The sequence below is a fragment of the Rhodococcus sp. SORGH_AS_0301 genome (genome assembly GCF_030818285.1).
Taxonomy (GTDB): Bacteria; Actinomycetota; Actinomycetes; order Mycobacteriales; family Mycobacteriaceae; genus Rhodococcoides.
Genome location: NZ_JAUTAC010000002.1, coordinates 889,071 through 909,204, shown reverse-complemented (window position 1 = coordinate 909,204; position 20,134 = coordinate 889,071). Strand labels below are relative to the sequence as shown.

Here is a 20,134-nt window from a genome sequence, read left to right as displayed (position 1 = left end):
CCACTCACACAGAAGGAATCATCATGTTGCACAACCTGACCGGCTGGCACGCACTCATCGTCCTCGCCATCCTGCTTCTCGTCTTCGGCTCGACCAAGCTCCCCTCCCTCGCCAAAGGCGTCGGGCAGTCCATGCGCATCCTCAAGGACGAGGTCCGCGACGACACCCCCACGCCGTCGACGGGACGCGTCGACGCCGTCGACTCGACCACGACCGCCGCGGACGGCGTCCCGGTGCCGTACCGACACGCCTCATGACCACGACCACCGCCGCGCGAGGCACGATGCCCCTCGCCGGGCATGTCAGCGAGGCACGCCGCCGCGCGACCCGCGCGGCGGTGTCGCTGGTCGTCGGAGTGATTCTCGGCTTCGTACTCTCCGACCAGATCCTCGACGTCCTGCGCACACCGGTGGAGGAACTCGCGCAGTCCCGTCAGGCCAGCCTCAACTACGACACCGTCACCGGGGCCTTCGACCTGCAGATGAGGATCGGCCTCTTCTCGGGAATCATCCTGTCTAGCCCGGTCTGGCTGCGAGAACTGTTCGCCTACCTCACCCCCGGCCTCACGGCTCGGGAGAAGAAGTACGTCCTCGGCTTCACCGCGGCGGCGGTGCCACTGTTCGCCGCCGGGTGCGCCTTCGGCTTCCTCATCTTCCCCCGCATGGTCACCGTCCTCGCGAGCTTCTCCTCCGAGGAGGACAGCACCATCCTCGACGCCTCCTACTACGTGGACTTCGTCATGAAGATCGTCCTCGCCACCGGGGTCGCGTTCGTCCTGCCCGTGCTGCTGGTGATGCTCAACTGCCTCGGAGTCCTGTCCGCCCACCGGCTACGCAGCAGTTGGCGGACCATCGTCGTCGTCATCGCCCTCTTCAGCGCGCTCGTCACGCCGGCGGCCGACGTGCTGTCGATGTTTCTCGTCGCACTGCCGATGTCGGCGCTCTTCGGAGCCGCCGTGGCCATCACCACCGTGCACGACCGGCGGGCACTCACCTCGAACCCCACCACGATCGGGAGAACCCCATGTTCGGACTGACTCTCGAGAAGATGTTCTTCGTCGCCGTCATCGCCGGCCTCGTCCTCGGACCGAGCCGGCTGCCCGGCTCCGCACACCACCTCACCCGCGCGATTCGAACGCTGAAGCAGTTCGTCGAGACGACGCGCGCCACGGCGGAGCGGGAGATGGGCGTGCCGCTCCACCGTTCGGAGTGGGAGTCGCTCGACCTACGGCAGTACGACCCACGACGCATCGTGCGCAACGCACTCCACGACACCACCCCGAAGACCGTCGTGACCGACGAGATGATCGAGCAGGCGGAGCGGATACGGCCGGGCCAGAAGTACCTGGTGACAGGACCGTCCTCGCACCCCGTCCGCACCCTCATCGCCTCGTTGCCCGCCGACGACCCCCGACGAATCGCTGCGAGACTCGTGACGGAGGCAGACGCGCCTGCCGCTGATGCGAAAGACCTCCAGCGAGAGACGCTGTAGGGCTTCCAGTCGGCAGTGTCGCTCGACATGAGGGACGCCGCACGGGTTCCACGTCGTCCACACCCCCTTCAGCCGGCTGGAGGGGGTGTGGTGCGCTGCGACCCGTGCAGCTGGTCGACGACGCCTGTGCCGAGCACTCCGCGCCGGTGACCGCTCAGCCGGCCGACCCGTACATCTGCTCGACGAGGTCGAGTGACCACTGCGCTGTGATCGGCCCACCGTCGTTGGTGAACTTGTCCGTTCGCACCACCCGCCCGTCCCGCACAGCCGGCAGATCGGCCCAGAGTCGATTCGACTCCAGTGCTCGTAGATCGTCACTCGACGTGATGGCCGCGAGAAGAACGTCCGAATCCGCTGCGACAGGGATGTTCTCCGCTGCGAAGTCGGCCTCGGGACGAGCCGATTGCCAGGCCTGTCCGAATCGAGCTCCGACGTCCTCCAGCACCAGCGAGGTGATTCGCTCCCTGTTGATCGAGATGCCACCGCCGTCTCCGGTGGCGATCGACAGCACCGTCGTGTCACCGAGAGGTCCTGCGAGTTGTTGTCGGAGCGCGGCGACGCGGTCCGAGTACTCGTCGAGCAGGGTGGCGGCCGTGTCCTCGCGACCCAGTGCCGCACCGACCCTGGTCACGTCGTCCTGCCAGGACACCCCGGAATCGGTCGACCCCACGGGGAGCACAGGCGCGACGGCGCTCAACTGGTCGTAGATCTCCTCGACCACCTCGTCACGCGCGATGATGAGGTCGGGATCCGCTGCGGCCACGGCTTCGATGTCGATGCTGTTGCGCGGGAACAGCTCCGCGACTCCCCGCGACAGCAGGTCTCGGGTCGGTGCCGTCAACGGCCCCGGGATCTCCGGCGGAGCCTCGGACTCGACGGGCATGCCGACGACAGGGAGGCCGAAGGACAGGGCGATGTCCAGATCCCGACGCCCGTCGATGACCACGACCGACTGGATCTCGTCGGGGACGACGATGGCCCCCAGGCTGGTGTCGACCGTGCGGCCCGTGGCGTCGTCGGCCGAGACGTCCGCACTGCAGGCGGTCAGCACCGCGACGGCACCGGCAACTGCGAAGACTTTGGTAAAGGATTGGTAATGCACGCCTCACCGTAGCGAGGTGGCCGACAGCATTGTGGTGCCAGCTCGGGCCCGAGCATGTGTGAACGGTCACGATGCGTCAACGACACCGCAACGCCGACCGGACTCGCGCTCACCCACCACCCTGGTCCCTTTCGTCCCGTATCGTGCCACTCGCGTCTTCCTCGTGGTTCAGACGTCTGGCCGTCACAGGTTCCGCAGTCGTCGGCGTACTCGCGACATAACCCGGCCTCGCATCGGCCCACCACCAGGAGTTCACACCCTTCCCGTACAACATCTCACTGGGCCGGGGAATGTCGTTGCCGTGCGCCGGCGAGGTGGATGGCGACGTGTACACACCCCACGACAGGCCCGGCATCGCCGTAGTCACTCTGACCTGGAGGACGTTCGTCACCGACGCGTGCCCACTGGCCGTCTACGTGAACTTGAACAACACCGACGCACCTCGCGTGGATCCCTACAGCGGCGCGAAGCCGACAGGCGGGACCTGGATGGTCCATCTCGAGTCGGCCGCCATCGGCACGGTCCCACCCGCGGGCAGGAAGTGGACCGAGCAGATCGCGATCGACATCGGTTCCGGCCGAGCGGGACTGACCCTCACCACGGACGCTCCACTCAACACCACCCTGCTCGACCCCGCGGGCAACACGGTTCGCTTCACGGTGGCCTAGCCACCGAGTTCACGCCCGCGCACCGGAAGCCTCCGCCGCCGAGGAACGGACCCGGGCCGCCACGCCGTCCACGATCGCCCGCGCTTCCCGGGCGAGAGAGTCACGTGAGCGCGACTCCGCGTCGTGGACGATTCCCGTGTGCCCGGTTCGCGCGCCGGTGTATCCGAGAATGCCAGTGATGATCTGGGTGGACAGGGCGGTGTCGTAGCCGCGCTTCGCGAAGCCCTCGGCGTCCTCCCCCGCGACCATGGCCAGATGCACGGTCAGGTGGTCGAGCCTGCGTCCGGTCGGCGTGACTCCGGTGTCGAATGCCCACCCGTCGGTGAAGACGCGATCGACCCACCCCTTGAGGAGCGCGGGCATCGACCACCAGTAGACCGGAAAGACCAGAACCAGGTCGTCGACACCGTCCAGGCGACGCTGTTCGGCGAGCACATCCGCAGGAGGAGTCCCACCCGCCGGATATCCGGCGCGGTCCTCGAGCGAGAACCGTGGATCGAAGCCCTCGGCATGAAGGTCGGCGACAGCGGTGGACACGGCGTCCTCGGCGAGTCGGTCGGCGACGGAGCGAGCGAGACGCTGGGTGAAGGACGTGGGGTCGGGGTGAGCGACGACGACGAGCGCGGTCATGACGATCCTCTCGGTCGGGATGTACCATCAGTAGGTTACCGATGGTAGGTTACCAACGGTACATAGGAGACGGGGCGGTGTCGATGACACGGGTGCGAATGACGAGAGAGGATCGCCACGGGCAACTGGTGACCCTGGCCTGGACGATCGTGCGCGAGGAAGGCGCCGACGCACTGACGCTGGGTCGACTCGCGCACGCGGCCGGTATCACCAAACCTGTTGTCTACAGTCACTTTCCCTCACGCGCAGCCTTGCTGGTGGCCTTGTTCGAGGCGTACGACGCGACGCAGACACTCGCACTGGAGCAGGCGCTCGACGCGGTCGAGCACTCACTCGCCGAGCGAGCGCGCGCCATCGCCACGGCGCACGTCGACTGCGTGGTCACCCACGGGCGCGAACTGGCGGGCGTCGCCGCGGCCCTGGAAGGCGCACCCGAGTTGGCCGACTACAAGCGCCGGTCTGACGCCGCCTACTCGGATCGGTGTCGATCATTCCTCGAACCGTTCGCCGAGGGAGTGCTTCCGGCGTCGACCATGACCGCCGTTCTCGGTGCAGCGGAGGCACTCTCGGCAGAAGCAGCTGCGGGAAACTTGGACACCCGGGAGGCGTACGACGAACTGACGGCGACCATCGTCGACGGAGTGGAACGCAGCCGTCGACGCGTCGCCGACTGACCGAGACGAGGTCGCAAAATACTCTTCATGGTGAAGTTACTTCACAGTGAAGTTATAGTGGTGGCGGGTCGGCCTCGACCCCCCATCGAAAGGCTCGACCGTGACCGCCTCACAGCAGCACCCCGTCCGCGTCCTCGTCACCGGCGCGAGTGTTGCCGGCCCGACCCTCGCATGGGGGCTTGCACGCACCGGTTTCGACGTCACCCTTCTCGAACGGTCGGCGTCGCCGCGTGAGACGGGACAGAACATCGACATTCGCGGCCTCGGCCGAGAGATCGTCCGACGCATGGGTGTCGATCACTCGATCATGGAGCACCTCACCGGGGAAGAAGGCACCCGCTTCGTCGACGAGCGCGGAGAACCCTCCGCAGTCTTCCCTCGCGAGGAGGGTCGCGACGGCCCCACCGCGGAAATCGAGATCCTGCGGGGCCGACTGGCGCAGATCCTCGTCGACGCGGTCCCCGACAGTGTCGAACGCCGCTTCGGTGACTTCATCTCCGCCGTCGAGCAGGATGCCTCCGGTGTCGACGTGACCTTCGACAGCGGATCCACCGAGCGCTTCGACCTGGTGCTCGTCGCCGAAGGACGCAGTTCTCGCACACGGCGCCTGATATTCGGAGCCGAGACCGAACTGCGCGACTTCGGTGTGAGCATCACCTACGGCACCCTCGATCGGCGTCCCGAGGACGTGAACACGTGGGACTGGTACACGGCGACCCGCGGACGCGTCGCGTCCGTCAGGCCGGACAACGAGGGCACCATCAGAGCGAGCATGTCCTTCCGGTCCGAGCCGTTCGGCTTCGAGAAACTGCCCGTGGCAACCCAAGTGGAGATTCTGCGTGAACGGTTCCGCGGTGCCGGATGGCAGACGGACCGCATCGTGGCGGGGTTCGCGGCCCGGCCGGACGAGTTCTACACCCAGCGCATGGAACAGGTACTCGTCTCCACCTGGAGCAAGGGCAGGGTGGCGCTCGTCGGGGATGCCGCGTGGGGCTCGGGTCCGACCGGAATGGGCACCACACTCTCCCTGGTCGGAGCGCACATCCTCACCGGCGAGTTGGCCGCGCACCCCGATCGACCGGACCTCGCCTTCGCTCGCTACGAGGAGCTCATGCGTGGCTACGCCGACAGCGCGCAAGGACTCCCCCGCGGCGGCGCGAAGCTGCTGCATCCGATGTCTCCCACGGGAGTGCGGGCACTCCGCGTCGGCCACCGCGTGGCGGCTTCGGCGCCGGTGCGCAGACTGTTCCAGTCGACCCTCCTGACGAGCGAGAAGCATGTTCCCCGCCTCGCGGAATACCCTCATCTCCGTGCCTGACATCGCCCACGCGGGAAAGACCACCCACCGATGACCTCACCCCAGACGCGCGTTCTCCAGGCCCTCCGGCTGTACGCGGTGAGGTACCAGGAATCGGCGCATCTCCTCGCCCGCTGGATGGACCTGCCGACCACGGACGGAACCGCACTGGGAGAGGTGATCTGGGCCGAACGCGAAGGCAGCCCGCTGACTCCCGCGGCGCTGTCGCGGCGGGTGGGCCTCACCTCCGGTGCCACCACGGCGTTGATCAACCGGCTGGAAGAGAGGGGGTTCGTTTCCCGCAACCGCGAGAGCAGAGACCGCAGATCGGTGACGCTGCGGGCCACCGAGGCCGCCCACGAGCGGATCGACCCCTTTCTTCGACGGTCCTCGGCGGCGCTCGACACTGCACTCGGGGACTACGACGCCGACACCGTGGACGCGATCAGCGAATTCCTCGTTCGATTCGCCGATGTGCTGCCGGGGGTCTCCGACGCGGAAGGTCACGTCGAGGACGCGTGAGGATCATCCGCGAGACGGCAGCACGCGCCTCATCAGCGACCGTGCCGCCGACACGACCAGACGACGGTCGTGCGTGAGGATGAACTCGAATCGCCGATCGGCGTCGGGAACGTCTACATCGCCGAGGTCGCGAGCGATCAGCGCCGCGAAGTAGTGCCGGCCCACCGCCGTCACCGTCCACTCGCCCGAGAATCGTTCTGTTGCATCCAGTGCGGCACCGCGCACTCCGGGGGCCGGCTCGTCCGGCAGGCCCACCCCCAGCGCGGCGATGAACGGGTGCAGGGCCGCGAGATCGGCGTACCGGTCGACCACGTTCGGCGCGAACCACCGGGCACGTTGGAATGCCGAGAGCACGATGAGTGGGTCCACAGCGCCGCGGGCGTGGTCCTCGATCTCACGAGCCATGCTCAGCACGAACGCTTTTCGCCCCACCAGGGGTGGGATCTCCCCGAACAGGTCGGACGGCACCTCCGGCACTGCGGAACCGGCCGACGACCGTCTACGTGACACCACCGACGGCGTCCGGTCGAGAACGTCGCGGCGTCGCGACGTGTCGGACGGCAACGCCGCGGGTCGGCCGAACAACCAGCCCTGCCCCAGGGTGGCACCGAGCGCTCTGGCACGGGCCAGATGCTCCTCGTTCTCCACACCCTCGGCGAGAATCGTCGCGCCGGTGAACTCGGCGTGCGCACGCACCGCAGCGATGACACGCGCTTGTGCCGGACTCGGATCGGACTGCACCAGCGTGCAGTCCAACTTGATGATGTCCGGTGCCACGAACTCCAGCATGGTGACCGTGGCCTCGTTGGCCCCGACGTCGTCGAGGGCCACCGAGCACCCGAGTCGTCGAGCAGCGTCGACCACCGCCAGCAACGTGGCGGGATCGGACAGCAGCGACCTCTCGGTCAGTTCGATCACGACGTTGATCGGCCGGTCGAAGCTGTCGAGCATTCTCCGTGCGAAGTCGGGTATGACGGGCCCGTTGTGCGGTTCGACGTTGATGAAGACGCTGTACTCGGTACTCAGACCGGCCTCCGCGGCACCGGAGAGTGCGGCCAGTCGGCATGCCCAGTCGAGCTCACGCACCACACCTCGATCCGCCGCCTCGTCGAATACCCGTCCGACATCCACACCGGGTACCGCGGGCCACCGAGCCAATGCCTCGTAACCGACCACCACCCCGGAGTCCAGGTCGACGATCGGCTGATACACCGATCGCGCTCCCCACACGTCCGCCAGGACGGCCTCGACCGCGCGGGATTCGGGATCGACGATGCGCTGCACGCCACCCTCTCCGACGGACTTCCGGGGTTGGTCCGCCGCCGCTCGACTACGGAGCGACTGTGATCACCCCCAGCCTACGGGTCCTGCGCATGTCGGGACGCTGATCGGGGTTCGAGTAACCGAGCATCCGCTCTGCTACGGTCCGAGGTGTCCGCGGTACTCACCGTTCACCGCGACATCGACGAAGGACGGATGCCTCATGACTTTCTCGGGTAAGACCGTGTTCATCTCCGGGGCCAGCCGCGGAATCGGGCTGGCCATCGCGAAGCGCCTCGCAGCGGACGGCGCCACCATCGCGCTGCTGGCCAAGACTGCCGAACCCCACCCCAAGCTCGACGGGACCGTGCACACCGCGGCCGCGGAGATCGAGGAGGCGGGCGGGCAGGCGCTGCCCATCGTCGGAGACGTTCGTGACGGCGAGGCGGTGCAGGCCGCCGTCGGCGCCGCCGTGGAGCAGTTTGGTGGCATCGACATCTGCATCAACAACGCCTCGGCGATCAACCTCGGATCCATCGACGAGGTTGCTCTCAAACAGTTCGATCTGATGAACGGCATCCAGGTGCGCGGGACGTACGCCGTGTCGCAGGCGTGCCTGCCCCACATGAAGGGCCGCGACAACCCGCACGTCCTCACGCTCTCACCGCCCTTGCGCCTCGAACAACGGTGGCTCGTGCCGACCCCCTACATGATGGCCAAGTTCGGGATGACGTTGTGCGCCCTGGGAATCGCGGAGGAGATGCGGGAGATCGGCATCGCATCGAACACGCTGTGGCCTCGCACGTTCATCGCGACCGCCGCGGTGCAGAACCTGCTCGGCGGCGACAAGGCGATGAGCGAGGCACGGAAGCCCGAGATCTACGCGGACGCGGCGTACGCGGTGCTGAGCAGACCGGCCCGCGACTACACGGGACAGACTCTGCTGTGCGAGGACGTCCTGCTGGAGTCGGGCGTGACCGACCTGTCGGCATACGACTGCACGCCGGGAGGCGAACTCGCAGTGGACATCTGGGTCGACGAGCCCAATCCCCCGGGCTACCGACCACCCGCCTGAGGCAGCCCGCCGGCGACCACCGTGCCGTAACAGAGCACATGCTCTGGTATGGTTCGGTGGTGCCTCGCCCCCGCCTCCACGACCTCGACGCGCTGATGGACGCCGCCGAGTCGCTGGCGGTCGACTCCGGCGCCTCCGCCGTCACGATCCGCGCGATGTCGGAGCGCACCTCGATCTCCAACGGCGCCATCTATCATGCGTTCGGGTCACGAGCGGGCCTCCTCGGACGAGTGTGGGTCCGTGACGCACGTCGGATGCTCACTCTGCAGAACGATGCGGTGACCACGGCACTCGAGCACCGACCCGGACGTGACTCCGCCGTCCGGGCCGTCGTGGCAGCCGCAGACGCACCGGCTGCCTTCCTTGCCGAATCACCCGTCGCAGCACGGTTTCTCATGACGGTCTCGCGGCGAGAGCTGTTGGGCACCGACGACCTGCCCGACGAGGTCGCCGCAGACCTGCGCACCCTCGACGAGACACTGGCCGCACTGCTCGTCCAACTCTCCCGAGCCCTGTGGAACCGCGCCGATCGTGAGAGCGTCGCCGTCGTCAAGGACTGCGTCGTCGGGCTCCCGACAGCACTGTTGCTGCGCGGCACCACATCACCCGACATCGCCGCCCGGGAACGACTTGCCGCCGCCGTCCGCGGCATTCTCGCCCTGCCCCCACCGACCACGGATCACGCCCCGCCCACACGAAAGGCCTCCTCATGACCGCCACCCTCGACCTCCGCGACGGCATCGCCGTCCTCACCCTCGGGGACGACGAGAATCGCTTCTCCCCGGACTGGCTCGACACCGTCGGCGCCCAGCTCGACACGGTCGAAGCCGACGCCCGCGGACTCGTCACCGTCGGCACCGGAAAGTTCTACTCCAACGGACTCGACCTCGACTGGCTCATGGCCAACGGCGAGCGCGCCGACTGGTACGTCGGCCGCGTGCACGCTCTATTCGCCCGCATCCTGACGTTCCCGCTCCCCACCGTCGCCGCCGTCAACGGCCATGCCTTCGGCGCCGGCGCGATGTTCGCTCTGGCGCACGACTTCCGCACCATGCGAGCCGATCGCGGTTACTACTGCTTCCCCGAGGTCGACATCGACATTCCTTTCACCCCGGGCATGGCGGCGCTGATCCAGGCGAAGCTGTCACCGCAGGACGCCGTCGTCGCGATGACCACGGGGCACCGTTACGGCGGCGACGACGCACTGGCCGCGAGACTCGTCGACGCCATCGCCCCCGACGACGAGGTCGTCGGTGCCGCGATCGAGCGGATCACGCCCATTGCCGGCAAGGACCGCGGCACCCTCGGCGCGATCAAGACCACCATGTTCGCGCCGGTCGTCGCGGCTCTGCGCGCGAGCTGAGTTCGACCTCGGCGGCGATCAGCCCGCCCGTCCACCGAAGGCGTAGTCGGCCAGGGGGAATCGGCGGCTGCGCCATGCCGCCTCGGGAGTGGTCGACGCCCGGAACGGCACGTCCCCGTTCGCGGTGAAGTAGTAGCTGTTGGCGCCGGCACACGTCGGATCGGTGAAGACCTGCCACGACCGACGTGCCAGTATCGCGCTCATGTACTGCTCCTGCGCCGCCGAGGTCACCTCGGCGAAGGTGGCCCGGCGTCGACGAGCCTCGGTCAGGACACGCACGATGTGCGCGGCACTGTTCTCGACCAGGGTGAAGAACGAGGCGCCGTTGTATCCGTAGGGGCCGAAGACGGTGAAGAAGTTCGGAAAGCCCGCAGTCGCGACGCCCTGATAGGTGTGGAACCTCTCGGCGTCCCAGTGCTCCGCCAGATCGGTGCCGTCGGCGGAGGTGAGCGGATACGTCGGCAGTGCGTCCCTGTCGGTGACCTTGAATCCGGTGGCGAGGACCAACACGTCGAGCTCGTGCTGCACGCCGTCGCTCGTGCGGATGCCGCCGGGCGTGATCGCCTCGATGGACGTCGTCTGCAGAGAGACGTTGTCCCGGTTGAACGTCGAGAGATACGAGTTGTGGAAACTCGGCCGTTTGCACCCGAGCGCGTAGGTCGGAGTCAGGGCGTCCCGTGTGGCCGGATCGTGTACCTGTGCGGCGATGTACCGACGCGCGGCGACCTGGAGAGCCGCGGTGGCGGGAACCCACTTGTGAAAGTGCGCCAGCACCGGGAACGTCGCCTCGACGAACGCCTGGCTCGCCAGGCGGGCGATCTGCCGGACTCCGGGGACTGTCTCGAGACTCGCCCGTCCCATCCGGCCGAGCGGGAAGTCCGGCTTCGGCAGGCACCAGATGGGCGTGCGTTGAAACACCGTCAGATGGTCCACCTCCGGTGCGATCTCCGGGACCACCTGCACCGCCGTCGCGCCGGTACCGATGATGCCGACCCGCTTACCGGCCAGCGAGACCTCGTGGTTCCACCGGCTGGTGTGCATCGTCGCGCCCTCGAAGGTGTCGATGCCCTCGATGTCGGGGAGCTTGGGCTGGCTCAGCGGCCCGCCCGCGTGGATCAACCAGCGTGCCGTCACGTCGCCGGCGCTGGTCGAGATCGACCACGTCGCGGACGGCGCATCGAACGAGGCCCCGTGTACGCGCGTGCCGAACTGCAGATGAGGCGCCAGGCCGTACTCGTCGACGATCTGCTCGGCGTAGGCACGCAACTCGCGGCCGGGGGCGTAGCTGCGCGACCAGGTGGATCGCTGAGCAAACGAGAACTGGTAGCTGAAGGACGGGATGTCGACCGCCACGCCCGGATAGGTGTTCCACTGCCACGTGCCGCCGGGACCGTCACCGTCGTCGACGATGAGAAGATCGTCGAAACCGGCCTTGCGGAGCGCGATAGCGGTACCCAGGCCGGAGAAGCCTCCGCCGACGATGACGATCTCGTGGTGCCTGCGCGGTGACGTGTCGGGCATGAGGCCCCTTCTGCGACGGTGTGTGGCCGTCGAGGTGCGTCCCTCGTGGCCTCGTGACTCTGCGACGGTACAACCGTGACCCGAATCGGACAGCGAAACGTGCAGCGCACGTACTTCCACCGTCATCACGGGGTCCGACCTCCTAGTGTCTGCACCATGACCGTCGAACGAGTACCGGTGTCGGGCGGACACATCACCGTCGAGACACTCACGGGCAGCTCCGATCCGATCCTCGTGATCCACGGGGTGTCCAGCCAGCGCATGCTGTGGAACTGGCTGCACGCGGAGGCGCCACACCTGACGCTCGTCGCGCCGGACCTCCGCGGCCGCGGTGACAGCGTCGACGTCACGGGCGCGTCGTCGCTCGCCCGTCACGCGGACGATCTGGACGCCGTTCTCGAGGCCCTGGGACTCGACTCCGTGCACGTGTGCGGCATGTCGATGGGTGCATTCGCGGCTGTCGAATTCGCAGCGCGGTTCCCATCCAGAGCGAAGAGTCTCGTTCTCGTCGACGGAGGCGTGCCGGTGGAACCGCCGGCCGGTCTCACCCGAGACACCGTCGCAGCCGTGTTCGAGGACAGGATCGCGCGAACGCGGCAGCGATGGGACGACCTCGACGACTACCTCGACTTCCTGGTGTCGACGTCGTTACCGCTGCTGGACCGTGACGATCCGCTCCTCCGGGAGTACGCCGCTCATGATCTGGCCGACGGTGCGATCCGGCTGTCGACCGATGCGGTCGTCGCGGACGCCACGGACGTCTTCTTCGGCGACTCGCGGTTCCGCGACCTGACGGTGCCGATCCGATTCCTGCACGCGCAGTGGAGCGTCGGGGCAGGGTCTCCGCCGATGTACTCGCCGCAGGACATCGACGCTCTCGAGCTGACGTCCGTCAGAGCACTGGACGGCCTCGATCATGCCGGCACGATCATGACCGCCGTGGGCGCGGCTGCCGTGGGCGAGACGATCGACGACGCACTGCGGGACGGGGTCAGTGACGGGACGCGGTGAACACGTCCACCGGATGCGGCACTCGAAGGCCTCCGTCCGCGCCGGGGACCGACACCGCGTCGAGGTAGGCCCGCACCGGGCCCTGTAGATCGGGAGTCAGCCTGGCCTGCACCGCGAAGTCGAGCACCTCGTCGCTCGCGGACGCCAGATCGACCAGCGCGTGCAGAGTGGCCACGTCGTCGACGACGATCCCGGCGTCGACGAAGGCGTCTCCGACGTCACCGCTGAACCACTGTCGATGACCCTCGAGCGGAGGTGCGAGAACTCCCACCAGCGCGTTCAGCTCGGCCGACGGTGCGACGGCCACCCACAGTTCGCCGCCGGGACGTAGCAGCGCGAGAGCAGCGCGCAGGGTCGCCCCGACATCGGCGACGTAGTACATCGAGTGCACGAACATCACGACGTCGAAGGTCTCGTCGTCCACCGGGGAGTCACCGAACGACGCCACGTGGCCGTCGGCACTCAGCTCGTCGGCACCCAGCGCGGCCATCGTGGCGGTGAAGCGCTCGACACTGCCGATCCACGGATCGATTCCGACGTACCGCACGGGGCGCCCTGGCACCGCCAACACCAGACCGGCGGCGAGACGGACGTCCAGCACGCCGTCACCGCATCCCACGGACAGCACCGAGATCGGTCCGTCCCCCCTGGTACCCAGCCTGCCGGCAAGGTGCTCGGCGATCAGATCGCGCTGATCGGAGAGCAGTTCGAAAGCGGAATGCAGGCGGGCGTAGGAGTCGGGTTCGAGGCCGGCCAGGGCCGGAGCTCCCCGCCGCACGGCGCGCACACCGTCGAGAAGCACTGCGGCGAGCTCGGTGGGCGGTGGCGCAGCTATGTTGGACATCAGATACGAGTCAATCACGACGCCTCATCCGGTGTGTTGCGGTCGGCTCCTTTCAGGAGGAGTGACATGAGCAGCGGAGACACAGCAGAGCGCAGCCTCGAGCACTGGAGCGAAGCCGGTCGCACGGGCATGGAGGCGTTCTACGCTCTCGCGACCGAGGACTACCGGCAGCTGGCGTTGGCCGCCGACTGGCCGACGCTCCTCGGCGACCGCGCGCACGAGGGCTGGTCGCTGCTCGACGTGGCGTGCGGCAGCGGAAAGTTCCCCACCGCGCTGCGCCGCTACACAGACCTGTCGGCGGTTCCCGAGCTGGCCTACGACCTACTCGACCCGTCCGCGTTCTCCGTCGCCGAGGCACGCGGCGCGCTCGGCGCGCCGTTCGCGGCCCGGCATGACCTGGTGATGACCCTGCAGGACCTCCCCGCGGATCACGCCGGCTACGACGTCGTCTGGGCCACCCACGCTCTCTACGCACTGCCGCCGGACGAATTGGACGCTGCAGCAGAACGATTCGTGGCCGCACTGGCTCCCGGAGGCCTGGGCCTGATCGCACAGGCCACGGCGGCCTCGCACTACCTCGCGTTCTACGACGCCTTCCGCGCCGGGGTGCGCGAGGCGACGCCATACACGACCGCCGAGCAGGTGCGCGACGCACTGACACGAGCCGGCGCGGACGTACGCGATCAGCGCGTCACCTACACGACCGGTACCTCCGACCGTGGCATCGCCGAAGGTTTTCTCCAGCGCTGCGCGTTCGACGACTCGGTGTCGCTGGAGGAGATGGAAGCCGCTCCGGTGCTGGGCGAGTACCTGGCCTCCTGCCGCGACGCGTCCGGTTCCTACACCTTCTCGCACGAGGCGGCGCTGCTGTGGCTCTGAACGACTCGACCACCAATGATCGCCTGCCCGAACAGAACCGGGACGGCGGTATCGATCAGGACTGGGCAGGCGACGATCAGGACTGGTGGGACTGGTACGTCACCCTGGCCGCGAACGATGCGGCGCCCGCCGAACTGGTCGAGGGTCCCGGCCTGCCCGATGTCGAGGCCGCCACGGACGAGCAGATCGAGCGCGAGCTGGCCGAGCCCTACGCCCTCGATCCCGCTTCCGTCGAGGCCTTCGCACGGCAGGCTTTCGTGCGACTGCCCGCAGTGCTGTCGCCGGCGGTGGTGCGCCGCCTCGCCGAGCGACTCGAGGAGTTGCTGCGCGCGGAGCACGGTGACGACGTCGCCGGGCGATTCACCGCGCTCGAGCAGATGTGGCTCCACGACGACCTGATGCGCACCGTGGCGCTCTCGCCCCGCATCGGCGGTCTGGCTGCGGCACTGCTCGACGTGCCCGGAGTTCGCCTGTACCACGACAATGCGCTGTCCAAAGAGCCCGGCTGCGGGCGCACGCCGTGGCATCACGACGCCGAACACTTCCCCCTGCAGACCACCGACGCCGTCACCGCGTGGATGCCGATGTCGGCCATCCCGGGCCGGATGGGTCCGCTGTCCTTCGCCCGCGGCCGGGACGTGTTGGACGAGGTCGCCGATCTGGAGTTCGACAAGGTCGGCACGTCGTACGACGAGGCCGTCACCCAACGCTTCCTCCAGCGCGACGTCGCGGTGGAAGCGGAGCCGTTCGCGGTGGGAGACGTGTCGTTCCATTCCGCGCTGTGCTTCCACACCGCGGGCCCGAACCGGACGACGCAGCCGCGTCGAGCACTCGCCACCACGTACTTCGCCGACGGCACCCGTGTCGTGGAATCGCCGACCCTGATCAGCGGCACGTGGCGCGAGTTCCTCCCCGGCATCGAGCCCGGCGGACTCGCGGAGTCCGAGCTCAACCCGGTGGTGGGTCGCCGGGACTGAGTCGGCCGGCGGCAGCGGCCGTCGTCAGCGGTACGTGCGCACCATTCCCTGAATCGGATCGAACGACGGCGGCACATCGAGATCGACCTGCGTCGTCTGGGTCTGCACTCCGTCGTCTGTCGGTGACACCGTCTGCGGCAGAACGCGCCAGTGGGCGCGTGGGTCGTCCGGCTGCTCGTGGTCGGTACTCATCGCTGCCTCCGTGTGTCACCGCGGTAGTTTGGTCGCCGTGCAGTGGCGACAGTACGACCCTCGGGCGAGCGCCGCCGCCGGAACGGGCGCCTTCACAGCGTGTCTCGCGGTGATGTCCACCCCGCCCACCGATCTGATGGTGGCAGAGCGCGACTCTCCTGTCAGCTCTGTGTTCCTCAGTCCCGCGTGGGCCGGCGTCGTCGCAGTCGTGGTGGTATTGACGGCTGTCCGTGTGGCGTTCACTCACTCGCGGCGGGGCTTGATCACCGGTGTCGGCGCGGCGGGCACCGCCGTCCTGGCAACGCCGGCGGCGGTCGACATCTCCACGGCGTGGTCCGTGACTGTGGCCGGTGTCGGATCCGGACTGATCCTCGTCACGGCGGTGACACTGGCCCACACCAGTCGCACCGCATTCGTCGCTCTGGCTCTCGGAGCCGCATCGGCCTACCGCTTCTCCCCACTCGTTGCGCAGCAGTATCCGGACCACTTCCGATGGTCGGTGAGTCTGCCGGGCGACGCATTCTTCCCCGAGCCGGTCGTGCCGATCCCGGTGCTCGTGGTGACCGCAGTGCTACTCGCGAGCACGATCTCGATGCCGCACGTCGTGACCCGTGGTCCCCGAACTGTGCACTGGCGCATGGCCGCTGCGGTCGGTCTGCTGTGGGTCGTGTACGCGCTCCTCGGTGACTACAGTGTGTCCGTCGGTCAGTGGACAGTGGCCGCGGCAGCGACGGTCGTCGTGATCGTCGGGGCAGCCATCGGTTCCGCGGACAGCGGTGCATTCTTGTGCGCAGGGCTTGCCGTGGCCTGCACCTTCGTCGGAGGAATGGTGTGGAACGCGTGGTGGCTCGTTCTCCTCGCGATCGCCGGCTTCACCGTCGGCGCCCTCGCAGCGCGGTGGGCACCCTCCACTCCGGTGGGCTGCTGCATCCTCGCGCTCGTCTGCGCGTCGGCTCTGTTCCCGTACGGCCTCGTGTCCACCGTCGGGTATGCCGTGGTCCTGCCTGCTGCCATCGTCTATTCGCTACTGTCGTCCCGACCGTCCGATCCGACGATCACTTCCGTGGGCCTGCTGATCCCGACCATGCTCGCCGTCGTCACACTGTCCGCTCCGCCGGACCGTCCGTACGAGTTCGGATGGACGGGTAGTGCCGACCGGATTCTCGTTCTCGAACCCGGGACCGTGGGTTCCCGCTCGGTACTCGCGGTCGTGGTGGCCATGTTCGCGGCCGTCGTCGCAGCGGGCGTTGCAGCACGTGTCGACCGTCGGAACCACAAGCAGCAGAGCCCCTCCTGAGTCGTAGCGGTCGTGGACTTCCGACCCCGGTGGACGGGGGCGACAGTCCACAATCGATGACCCGTTCGGCATCCACGGTCGATCGGTGACACTCGAACGCCCATCAGCGGACCACCCGCCCCGCCTCGAGCTTCACGACCCGATCGGCCATGTCGATCACGAGCGAATCGTGAGACACGCAGGCGACTGCCACGCCGCGCCGGGCTTCAGCCCTCATGACGTCCCGAATGCGATCCCCGCTCGTCGCGTCCAGACCCGTCGTGGGTTCGTCGAGAAGCAGAAGATCAGCGCGACGCGCAAGGCCCTGCGCGAGCAACGCCCGCTGTCTCTGACCGCCTGACAACGCGGAGAAGGGCCTGTCTGCGAGCTCGCTGATACCGAGGCGATCGAGCGCGTCGTCGACGACACGGCGAGACTCGGCATCGAGACGGTGCCACGCCCGCCTCCCGCCCCAGACGCCGACTGTCGCGACGTCCCGCACCGTCACCGGCAGTCGGTCCGGGACCGCCGCGCGCTGTGGAACGAATCCTAGTGCCCGCGTCGCGACTCGGGTGCCGGACGTCAGCGCACGCGTTCCCGCGATCATCTCCAGCAGTGTGGATTTGCCGGCACCGTTCGGACCTGCGATCGCCGTCACCTCTCCCGCGACGACATCGAGGTCGACCCCGTCGATGGCCACGTGTTTGTCGAACTCCACACGGGCACTGCGCAGCCGAGCAGCGAGTCGGGTCGTGTCGATCTGGCTCATGGACTCACCTTACCGACTTTGAAAACCATTATTATTATCGCTACGATCCCAAGCGTGACAATTCAGGCGCTCGTCGAGCCCTTCTCGCTCGCCTTCGTGCAACGCGCCCTCGTCGGGGGCGCACTCGTGGCGGTGCTGTGCGGGGTCGTCGGTACGTGGGTCGTCATCCGAGGCATGGCTTTTCTGGGAGAAGCCCTCGCGCACGGGATGTTGCCCGGGGTCGCCCTGGCGACGGTCCTGGGGGCGCCCGCGCTGGTGGGCGGCGCGCTCAGCGCGGTCGTGATGAGCCTCGGCATCGCTGCGCTCCAGCGTCGCGGATCCCTCTCCTACGACACGAGCATCGGCATGCTGTTCGTCTCGATGCTGGCACTGGGAGTCATCATCATCTCCCATTCGGGAAGCTTCGCCACCGATGCCACGTCCATCCTGTTCGGAGACATCCTGGCCATCACGTCCGTGGACATCGCACTCCTGGCCGTCGCTGTGGTGGTCGGCATGACGGTGGCCGCGGGCTTCCACCGCTCGTTGGTGGCGCTCGCGCTGGATCCCCGCATCGCGTCGGTACTGGGCCTTGCTCCCCGCGCGGCACAGGCTGCTCTGGTCGCCCTGGTGACGCTTGCTGTCGTGGCCTCCTACCAGGCTGTCGGCTCGCTTCTGGTCGTCGGACTCCTGCTCGCACCTGCCGTCGCCGCCGGGCAGTGGACCACTCGGATACCGACTCGAATGGTGGCGGCCGCCTCGATCGGTGTGCTGTCGGTGTTCGTCGGTCTGCTCATCTCGTGGCACGCGGCCACGGCGGCCGGCGCCACGGTCGCCGCGACGGCGATCGCGCTGTCGGGCCTGTCGGTGGCGGCAAGGGCGGCGACCGCGTCGATCGGACGCACGACATCAGCGCCGGCGCTCTCCGTCTGACACCGGCCGACCCGATCCACCCGAAAGGACACTGTGCGACAACACATCACGACCACCGCTCTCGCCCTCGTCGTCGGCCTGACCGCGTGCTCCACCGAGCAGGCTCCGACGATCCCCGCCGACGAGGTACCCGCCGAAGGCCACGGAGCGATCGCCGACGCCGCGGAACTCGCCGAGCCACGACTCGGCCTCACGACCATCGATCCCACCGGCTCGATCTCGCACCTGGACCTACTGGACGAATCGGTGTCCGACCTCGGCACCATCGGTGCACCCGAGGCGATGAGCACCGACGGACGCTACCTGTTCGCCGGGACGGACGCGGGAATCGAGATCGTGGACAGTGGCGTCTGGACCTGGGACCACGTCGACCACTTCCACTACTACCGCGCCGAACCCCGGCTCCTCGGCACCGTCGAGGGCGCCGGCGACGCGACCGTGGCCACGTCGAATCAATCCACCTCGGGCGGAACCGGGCTCTACTTCCCCGACTCCGGCGACGCCGTCCTGCTCGACACCGCGGCGTTGTCGAAGGGCGAGATCTCCGAGTCGTTCCGGCTGCAGAACCCGCCGGGAGACGGCATGGTCGTGCCCGTCGGATCGTTCGCCCTCGTCACCGACGGGGTCGGCCCCTCACGGACAGTCGTCGGACACACCTCGGACGGAAAGCGCACCGGTCTCGTCGAGTCGTGCCCCGACGCCGCCGGCACCATCACCACGCGTGTCGGCACCGTGATCGGCTGCTCCGACGGCGCGCTGCTCGCGTCCGCCACCGGAGACGAACTCACAGTGGAAAAGATTTCGTACCCGACTGACGTGTCCGCCCCTCCCGCAACGTCGTTCGACAATCGCGAGGGCCGCCCCACCGTCGCCGGCCTCGCCGGCGATCAGGGCATCTGGTTACTCGACACCCGCCAGAGGTCGTGGACGCTCCTTCCCGCTCCCACTCGCTTGACGCATGTGTCGGCGGTCGACGACAGCGACGACCATCTTCTCAGCCTCTCGGCCGACGGCCGCGTGTTCGTGCTGGACGGAGCCGACGGTTCGGTCGTTGCCGAGACGGGCGCGCTCGTCGCCGCATCACAGGCCGCCGGTGAGACACCCACTCTGATCGCCGACCAGCAGCGCGCCTACCTCAGCGCGCCCACCGAACGGAAGCTGTACGAGATCGACTACGCCGACGACGCCCGCGTCTCCCGCACGTTCGAGACCGCGTCCGAACCGGCCTTCACGGCCGAGACGGGACGCTGATGATGCGAGGACACCGGACGGGCAGTCTCCTGGCCGCGGTGGCAGTGGCTGTGGTGGCCCTTCTCGCTGGATGTTCGGCGACAGCCGATGACCGTCCGGTGGTCATGGTCTCCACGAACATCCTCGGCGACGTCGTCGAGGAACTCGTCGGCGACGAGGCAGAGGTCGTGACGCTGATGAAGCCGAACGCCGACCCACACTCGTTCGAGATCTCCGCGCAGGAGGGCGCGCGTCTACGCTCGGCGGACCTCGTCGTCTCGAACGGGCTGGGATTGGAGGAGGGACTACAGCAGCATCTCGACGCCGCAGCCGCAGAGAAGGTTCCGACGTTCGTCGCCGGGGACGTCATCGACGTGCTCGACTACCGGGAGGGCGACGCGGCGGGCAGCCCGGACTCCCACTTCTGGACCGATCCTGCCC

General features: G+C 68.0%; 23 protein-coding genes and 1 pseudogene. 17 read left to right on the top strand and 7 right to left on the bottom strand.

Annotation, left to right across the window (positions count from 1 at the left end):
- Nucleotides 1–23: 23 nt before the first annotated feature.
- Genes QE397_RS04890 through QE397_RS04880 form a run of 3 tightly spaced genes read left to right on the top strand, consistent with a single transcriptional unit; the run spans nucleotide 24 to nucleotide 1,491 of the window.
- A complete protein-coding gene (locus QE397_RS04890; RefSeq protein WP_027505561.1) occupies nucleotides 24–257 on the top strand; it encodes a twin-arginine translocase TatA/TatE family subunit in 234 nt (77 codons plus the stop codon).
- Entirely contained in the window at nucleotides 254–1,036 is a 783-nt protein-coding gene (tatC, locus tag QE397_RS04885) for a twin-arginine translocase subunit TatC (RefSeq protein ID WP_307092099.1), read from the top strand. Before QE397_RS04890 ends, tatC begins: the two co-directional genes overlap by 4 nt.
- Complete coding sequence (locus QE397_RS04880) at nucleotides 1,024–1,491, top strand: preprotein translocase (RefSeq protein ID WP_307092096.1); 468 nt, start codon at nucleotides 1,024–1,026, stop codon at nucleotides 1,489–1,491. Before tatC ends, QE397_RS04880 begins: the two co-directional genes overlap by 13 nt.
- Before the next feature lie 154 nt (nucleotides 1,492–1,645).
- Here the strand turns inward: QE397_RS04880 and QE397_RS04875 are convergent, their stop codons facing one another.
- Entirely contained in the window at nucleotides 1,646–2,593 is a 948-nt protein-coding gene (locus QE397_RS04875; protein WP_307092095.1) for an ABC transporter substrate-binding protein, read from the bottom strand.
- A 326-nt stretch (nucleotides 2,594–2,919) separates the two neighbouring features.
- Here QE397_RS04875 and QE397_RS04870 point away from each other — a divergent pair, with 326 nt between their 5' ends.
- Complete coding sequence (locus QE397_RS04870) at nucleotides 2,920–3,261, top strand: hypothetical protein (protein ID WP_307092093.1); 342 nt, start codon at nucleotides 2,920–2,922, stop codon at nucleotides 3,259–3,261.
- A 9-nt stretch (nucleotides 3,262–3,270) separates the two neighbouring features.
- Here QE397_RS04870 and QE397_RS04865 read toward each other — a convergent pair whose 3' ends face one another.
- Nucleotides 3,271–3,891: an NAD(P)H-dependent oxidoreductase gene (locus QE397_RS04865; RefSeq protein ID WP_307092091.1), complete on the bottom strand. Its 621-nt coding sequence runs from the start codon at nucleotides 3,889–3,891 to the stop codon at nucleotides 3,271–3,273.
- A gap of 98 nt (nucleotides 3,892–3,989) precedes the next feature.
- Between QE397_RS04865 and QE397_RS04860 the strand changes: the two genes are divergently transcribed.
- The 3 genes from QE397_RS04860 (at nucleotide 3,990) to QE397_RS04850 (ending at nucleotide 6,384) form a co-directional block, all read left to right on the top strand.
- On the top strand, nucleotides 3,990–4,565 hold the full coding sequence (locus QE397_RS04860; protein ID WP_307092089.1) for a TetR/AcrR family transcriptional regulator: 576 nt from the start codon (nucleotides 3,990–3,992) through the stop codon (nucleotides 4,563–4,565).
- 100 nt (nucleotides 4,566–4,665) lie between these two features.
- The gene (locus tag QE397_RS04855; protein ID WP_307092087.1) at nucleotides 4,666–5,883 is read left to right on the top strand and encodes an FAD-dependent monooxygenase; all 1,218 of its coding nucleotides are present in this window, start codon (nucleotides 4,666–4,668) and stop codon (nucleotides 5,881–5,883) included.
- A gap of 30 nt (nucleotides 5,884–5,913) precedes the next feature.
- Nucleotides 5,914–6,384: a MarR family winged helix-turn-helix transcriptional regulator gene (locus QE397_RS04850; protein WP_027505555.1), complete on the top strand. Its 471-nt coding sequence runs from the start codon at nucleotides 5,914–5,916 to the stop codon at nucleotides 6,382–6,384.
- Nucleotides 6,385–6,387: 3 nt separating this feature from the next.
- On the opposite strand, the gene QE397_RS04845 is transcribed toward QE397_RS04850, so the two are convergent.
- Complete coding sequence (locus QE397_RS04845; RefSeq protein WP_051613303.1) at nucleotides 6,388–7,668, bottom strand: EAL domain-containing protein; 1,281 nt, start codon at nucleotides 7,666–7,668, stop codon at nucleotides 6,388–6,390.
- Nucleotides 7,669–7,867: 199 nt separating this feature from the next.
- Between QE397_RS04845 and QE397_RS04840 the strand changes: the two genes are divergently transcribed.
- From QE397_RS04840 to QE397_RS04830, 3 genes are read left to right on the top strand one after another with little or no spacing between them, the layout of a single operon-like run.
- Nucleotides 7,868–8,719, top strand: a complete 852-nt coding sequence (locus tag QE397_RS04840; RefSeq protein ID WP_027505554.1) for an NAD(P)-dependent oxidoreductase — start codon at nucleotides 7,868–7,870, stop codon at nucleotides 8,717–8,719.
- A gap of 59 nt (nucleotides 8,720–8,778) precedes the next feature.
- Nucleotides 8,779–9,432 carry a TetR/AcrR family transcriptional regulator gene (locus QE397_RS04835; RefSeq protein WP_027505553.1) on the top strand — a complete coding sequence of 218 codons (654 nt, stop codon included), beginning with the start codon at nucleotides 8,779–8,781 and terminating at the stop codon, nucleotides 9,430–9,432.
- Nucleotides 9,429–10,082, top strand: a complete 654-nt coding sequence (locus tag QE397_RS04830; protein WP_307092084.1) for an enoyl-CoA hydratase-related protein — start codon at nucleotides 9,429–9,431, stop codon at nucleotides 10,080–10,082. The genes QE397_RS04835 and QE397_RS04830 overlap by 4 nt, the downstream gene beginning before the upstream one ends.
- Nucleotides 10,083–10,100: 18 nt before the next feature.
- Here the strand turns inward: QE397_RS04830 and QE397_RS04825 are convergent, their stop codons facing one another.
- Entirely contained in the window at nucleotides 10,101–11,603 is a 1,503-nt protein-coding gene (locus QE397_RS04825) for an NAD(P)/FAD-dependent oxidoreductase (RefSeq protein WP_056448723.1), read from the bottom strand.
- 156 nt (nucleotides 11,604–11,759) lie between these two features.
- On the opposite strand from QE397_RS04825, the gene QE397_RS04820 reads away from it, so the two are divergent.
- Entirely contained in the window at nucleotides 11,760–12,614 is an 855-nt protein-coding gene (locus QE397_RS04820; RefSeq protein ID WP_027505550.1) for an alpha/beta fold hydrolase, read from the top strand.
- On the opposite strand, the gene QE397_RS04815 is transcribed toward QE397_RS04820, so the two are convergent.
- Nucleotides 12,595–13,476 carry a bifunctional 2-polyprenyl-6-hydroxyphenol methylase/3-demethylubiquinol 3-O-methyltransferase UbiG gene (locus tag QE397_RS04815; RefSeq protein WP_162246787.1) on the bottom strand — a complete coding sequence of 294 codons (882 nt, stop codon included), beginning with the start codon at nucleotides 13,474–13,476 and terminating at the stop codon, nucleotides 12,595–12,597. The two genes, QE397_RS04820 and QE397_RS04815, sit on opposite strands and share 20 nt — an antisense overlap.
- A gap of 48 nt (nucleotides 13,477–13,524) precedes the next feature.
- On the opposite strand from QE397_RS04815, the gene QE397_RS04810 reads away from it, so the two are divergent.
- Together QE397_RS04810 and QE397_RS04805 are read left to right on the top strand one after the other, a co-directional pair.
- Nucleotides 13,525–14,337, top strand: coding sequence for a class I SAM-dependent methyltransferase (locus tag QE397_RS04810; RefSeq protein WP_222629860.1), 813 nt, complete (start codon nucleotides 13,525–13,527; stop codon nucleotides 14,335–14,337).
- A complete protein-coding gene (locus tag QE397_RS04805; protein WP_222638521.1) occupies nucleotides 14,328–15,314 on the top strand; it encodes a phytanoyl-CoA dioxygenase family protein in 987 nt (328 codons plus the stop codon). Before QE397_RS04810 ends, QE397_RS04805 begins: the two co-directional genes overlap by 10 nt.
- Nucleotides 15,315–15,338: 24 nt before the next feature.
- Here the strand turns inward: QE397_RS04805 and QE397_RS04800 are convergent, their stop codons facing one another.
- Nucleotides 15,339–15,506 carry a hypothetical protein gene (locus tag QE397_RS04800; protein WP_222638522.1) on the bottom strand — a complete coding sequence of 56 codons (168 nt, stop codon included), beginning with the start codon at nucleotides 15,504–15,506 and terminating at the stop codon, nucleotides 15,339–15,341.
- A gap of 37 nt (nucleotides 15,507–15,543) precedes the next feature.
- Between QE397_RS04800 and QE397_RS04795 the strand changes: the two genes are divergently transcribed.
- Nucleotides 15,544–16,803 (top strand): hypothetical protein, encoded by a 1,260-nt coding sequence (locus tag QE397_RS04795; protein ID WP_307092080.1) that lies wholly within the window; start codon nucleotides 15,544–15,546, stop codon nucleotides 16,801–16,803.
- A 103-nt stretch (nucleotides 16,804–16,906) separates the two neighbouring features.
- On the opposite strand, the gene aztA is transcribed toward QE397_RS04795, so the two are convergent.
- Nucleotides 16,907–17,551 carry a zinc ABC transporter ATP-binding protein AztA gene (aztA, locus tag QE397_RS04790; RefSeq protein ID WP_307092078.1) on the bottom strand — a complete coding sequence of 215 codons (645 nt, stop codon included), beginning with the start codon at nucleotides 17,549–17,551 and terminating at the stop codon, nucleotides 16,907–16,909.
- Between the two features lie 54 nt (nucleotides 17,552–17,605).
- Between aztA and aztB the strand changes: the two genes are divergently transcribed.
- The 3 genes and pseudogenes from aztB to QE397_RS04775 all read left to right on the top strand — a co-directional run.
- The gene (gene aztB, locus QE397_RS04785; RefSeq protein WP_231476305.1) at nucleotides 17,606–18,463 is read left to right on the top strand and encodes a zinc ABC transporter permease AztB; all 858 of its coding nucleotides are present in this window, start codon (nucleotides 17,606–17,608) and stop codon (nucleotides 18,461–18,463) included.
- 33 nt (nucleotides 18,464–18,496) lie between these two features.
- A complete protein-coding gene (locus QE397_RS04780) occupies nucleotides 18,497–19,714 on the top strand; it encodes an ABC transporter (RefSeq protein WP_307092075.1) in 1,218 nt (405 codons plus the stop codon).
- Nucleotides 19,714–20,124: pseudogene (locus tag QE397_RS04775) on the top strand (metal ABC transporter solute-binding protein, Zn/Mn family); the annotation flags it as partial. The gene QE397_RS04780 and the pseudogene QE397_RS04775, both read left to right, overlap by 1 nt.
- Nucleotides 20,125–20,134 lie beyond the last annotated feature (10 nt).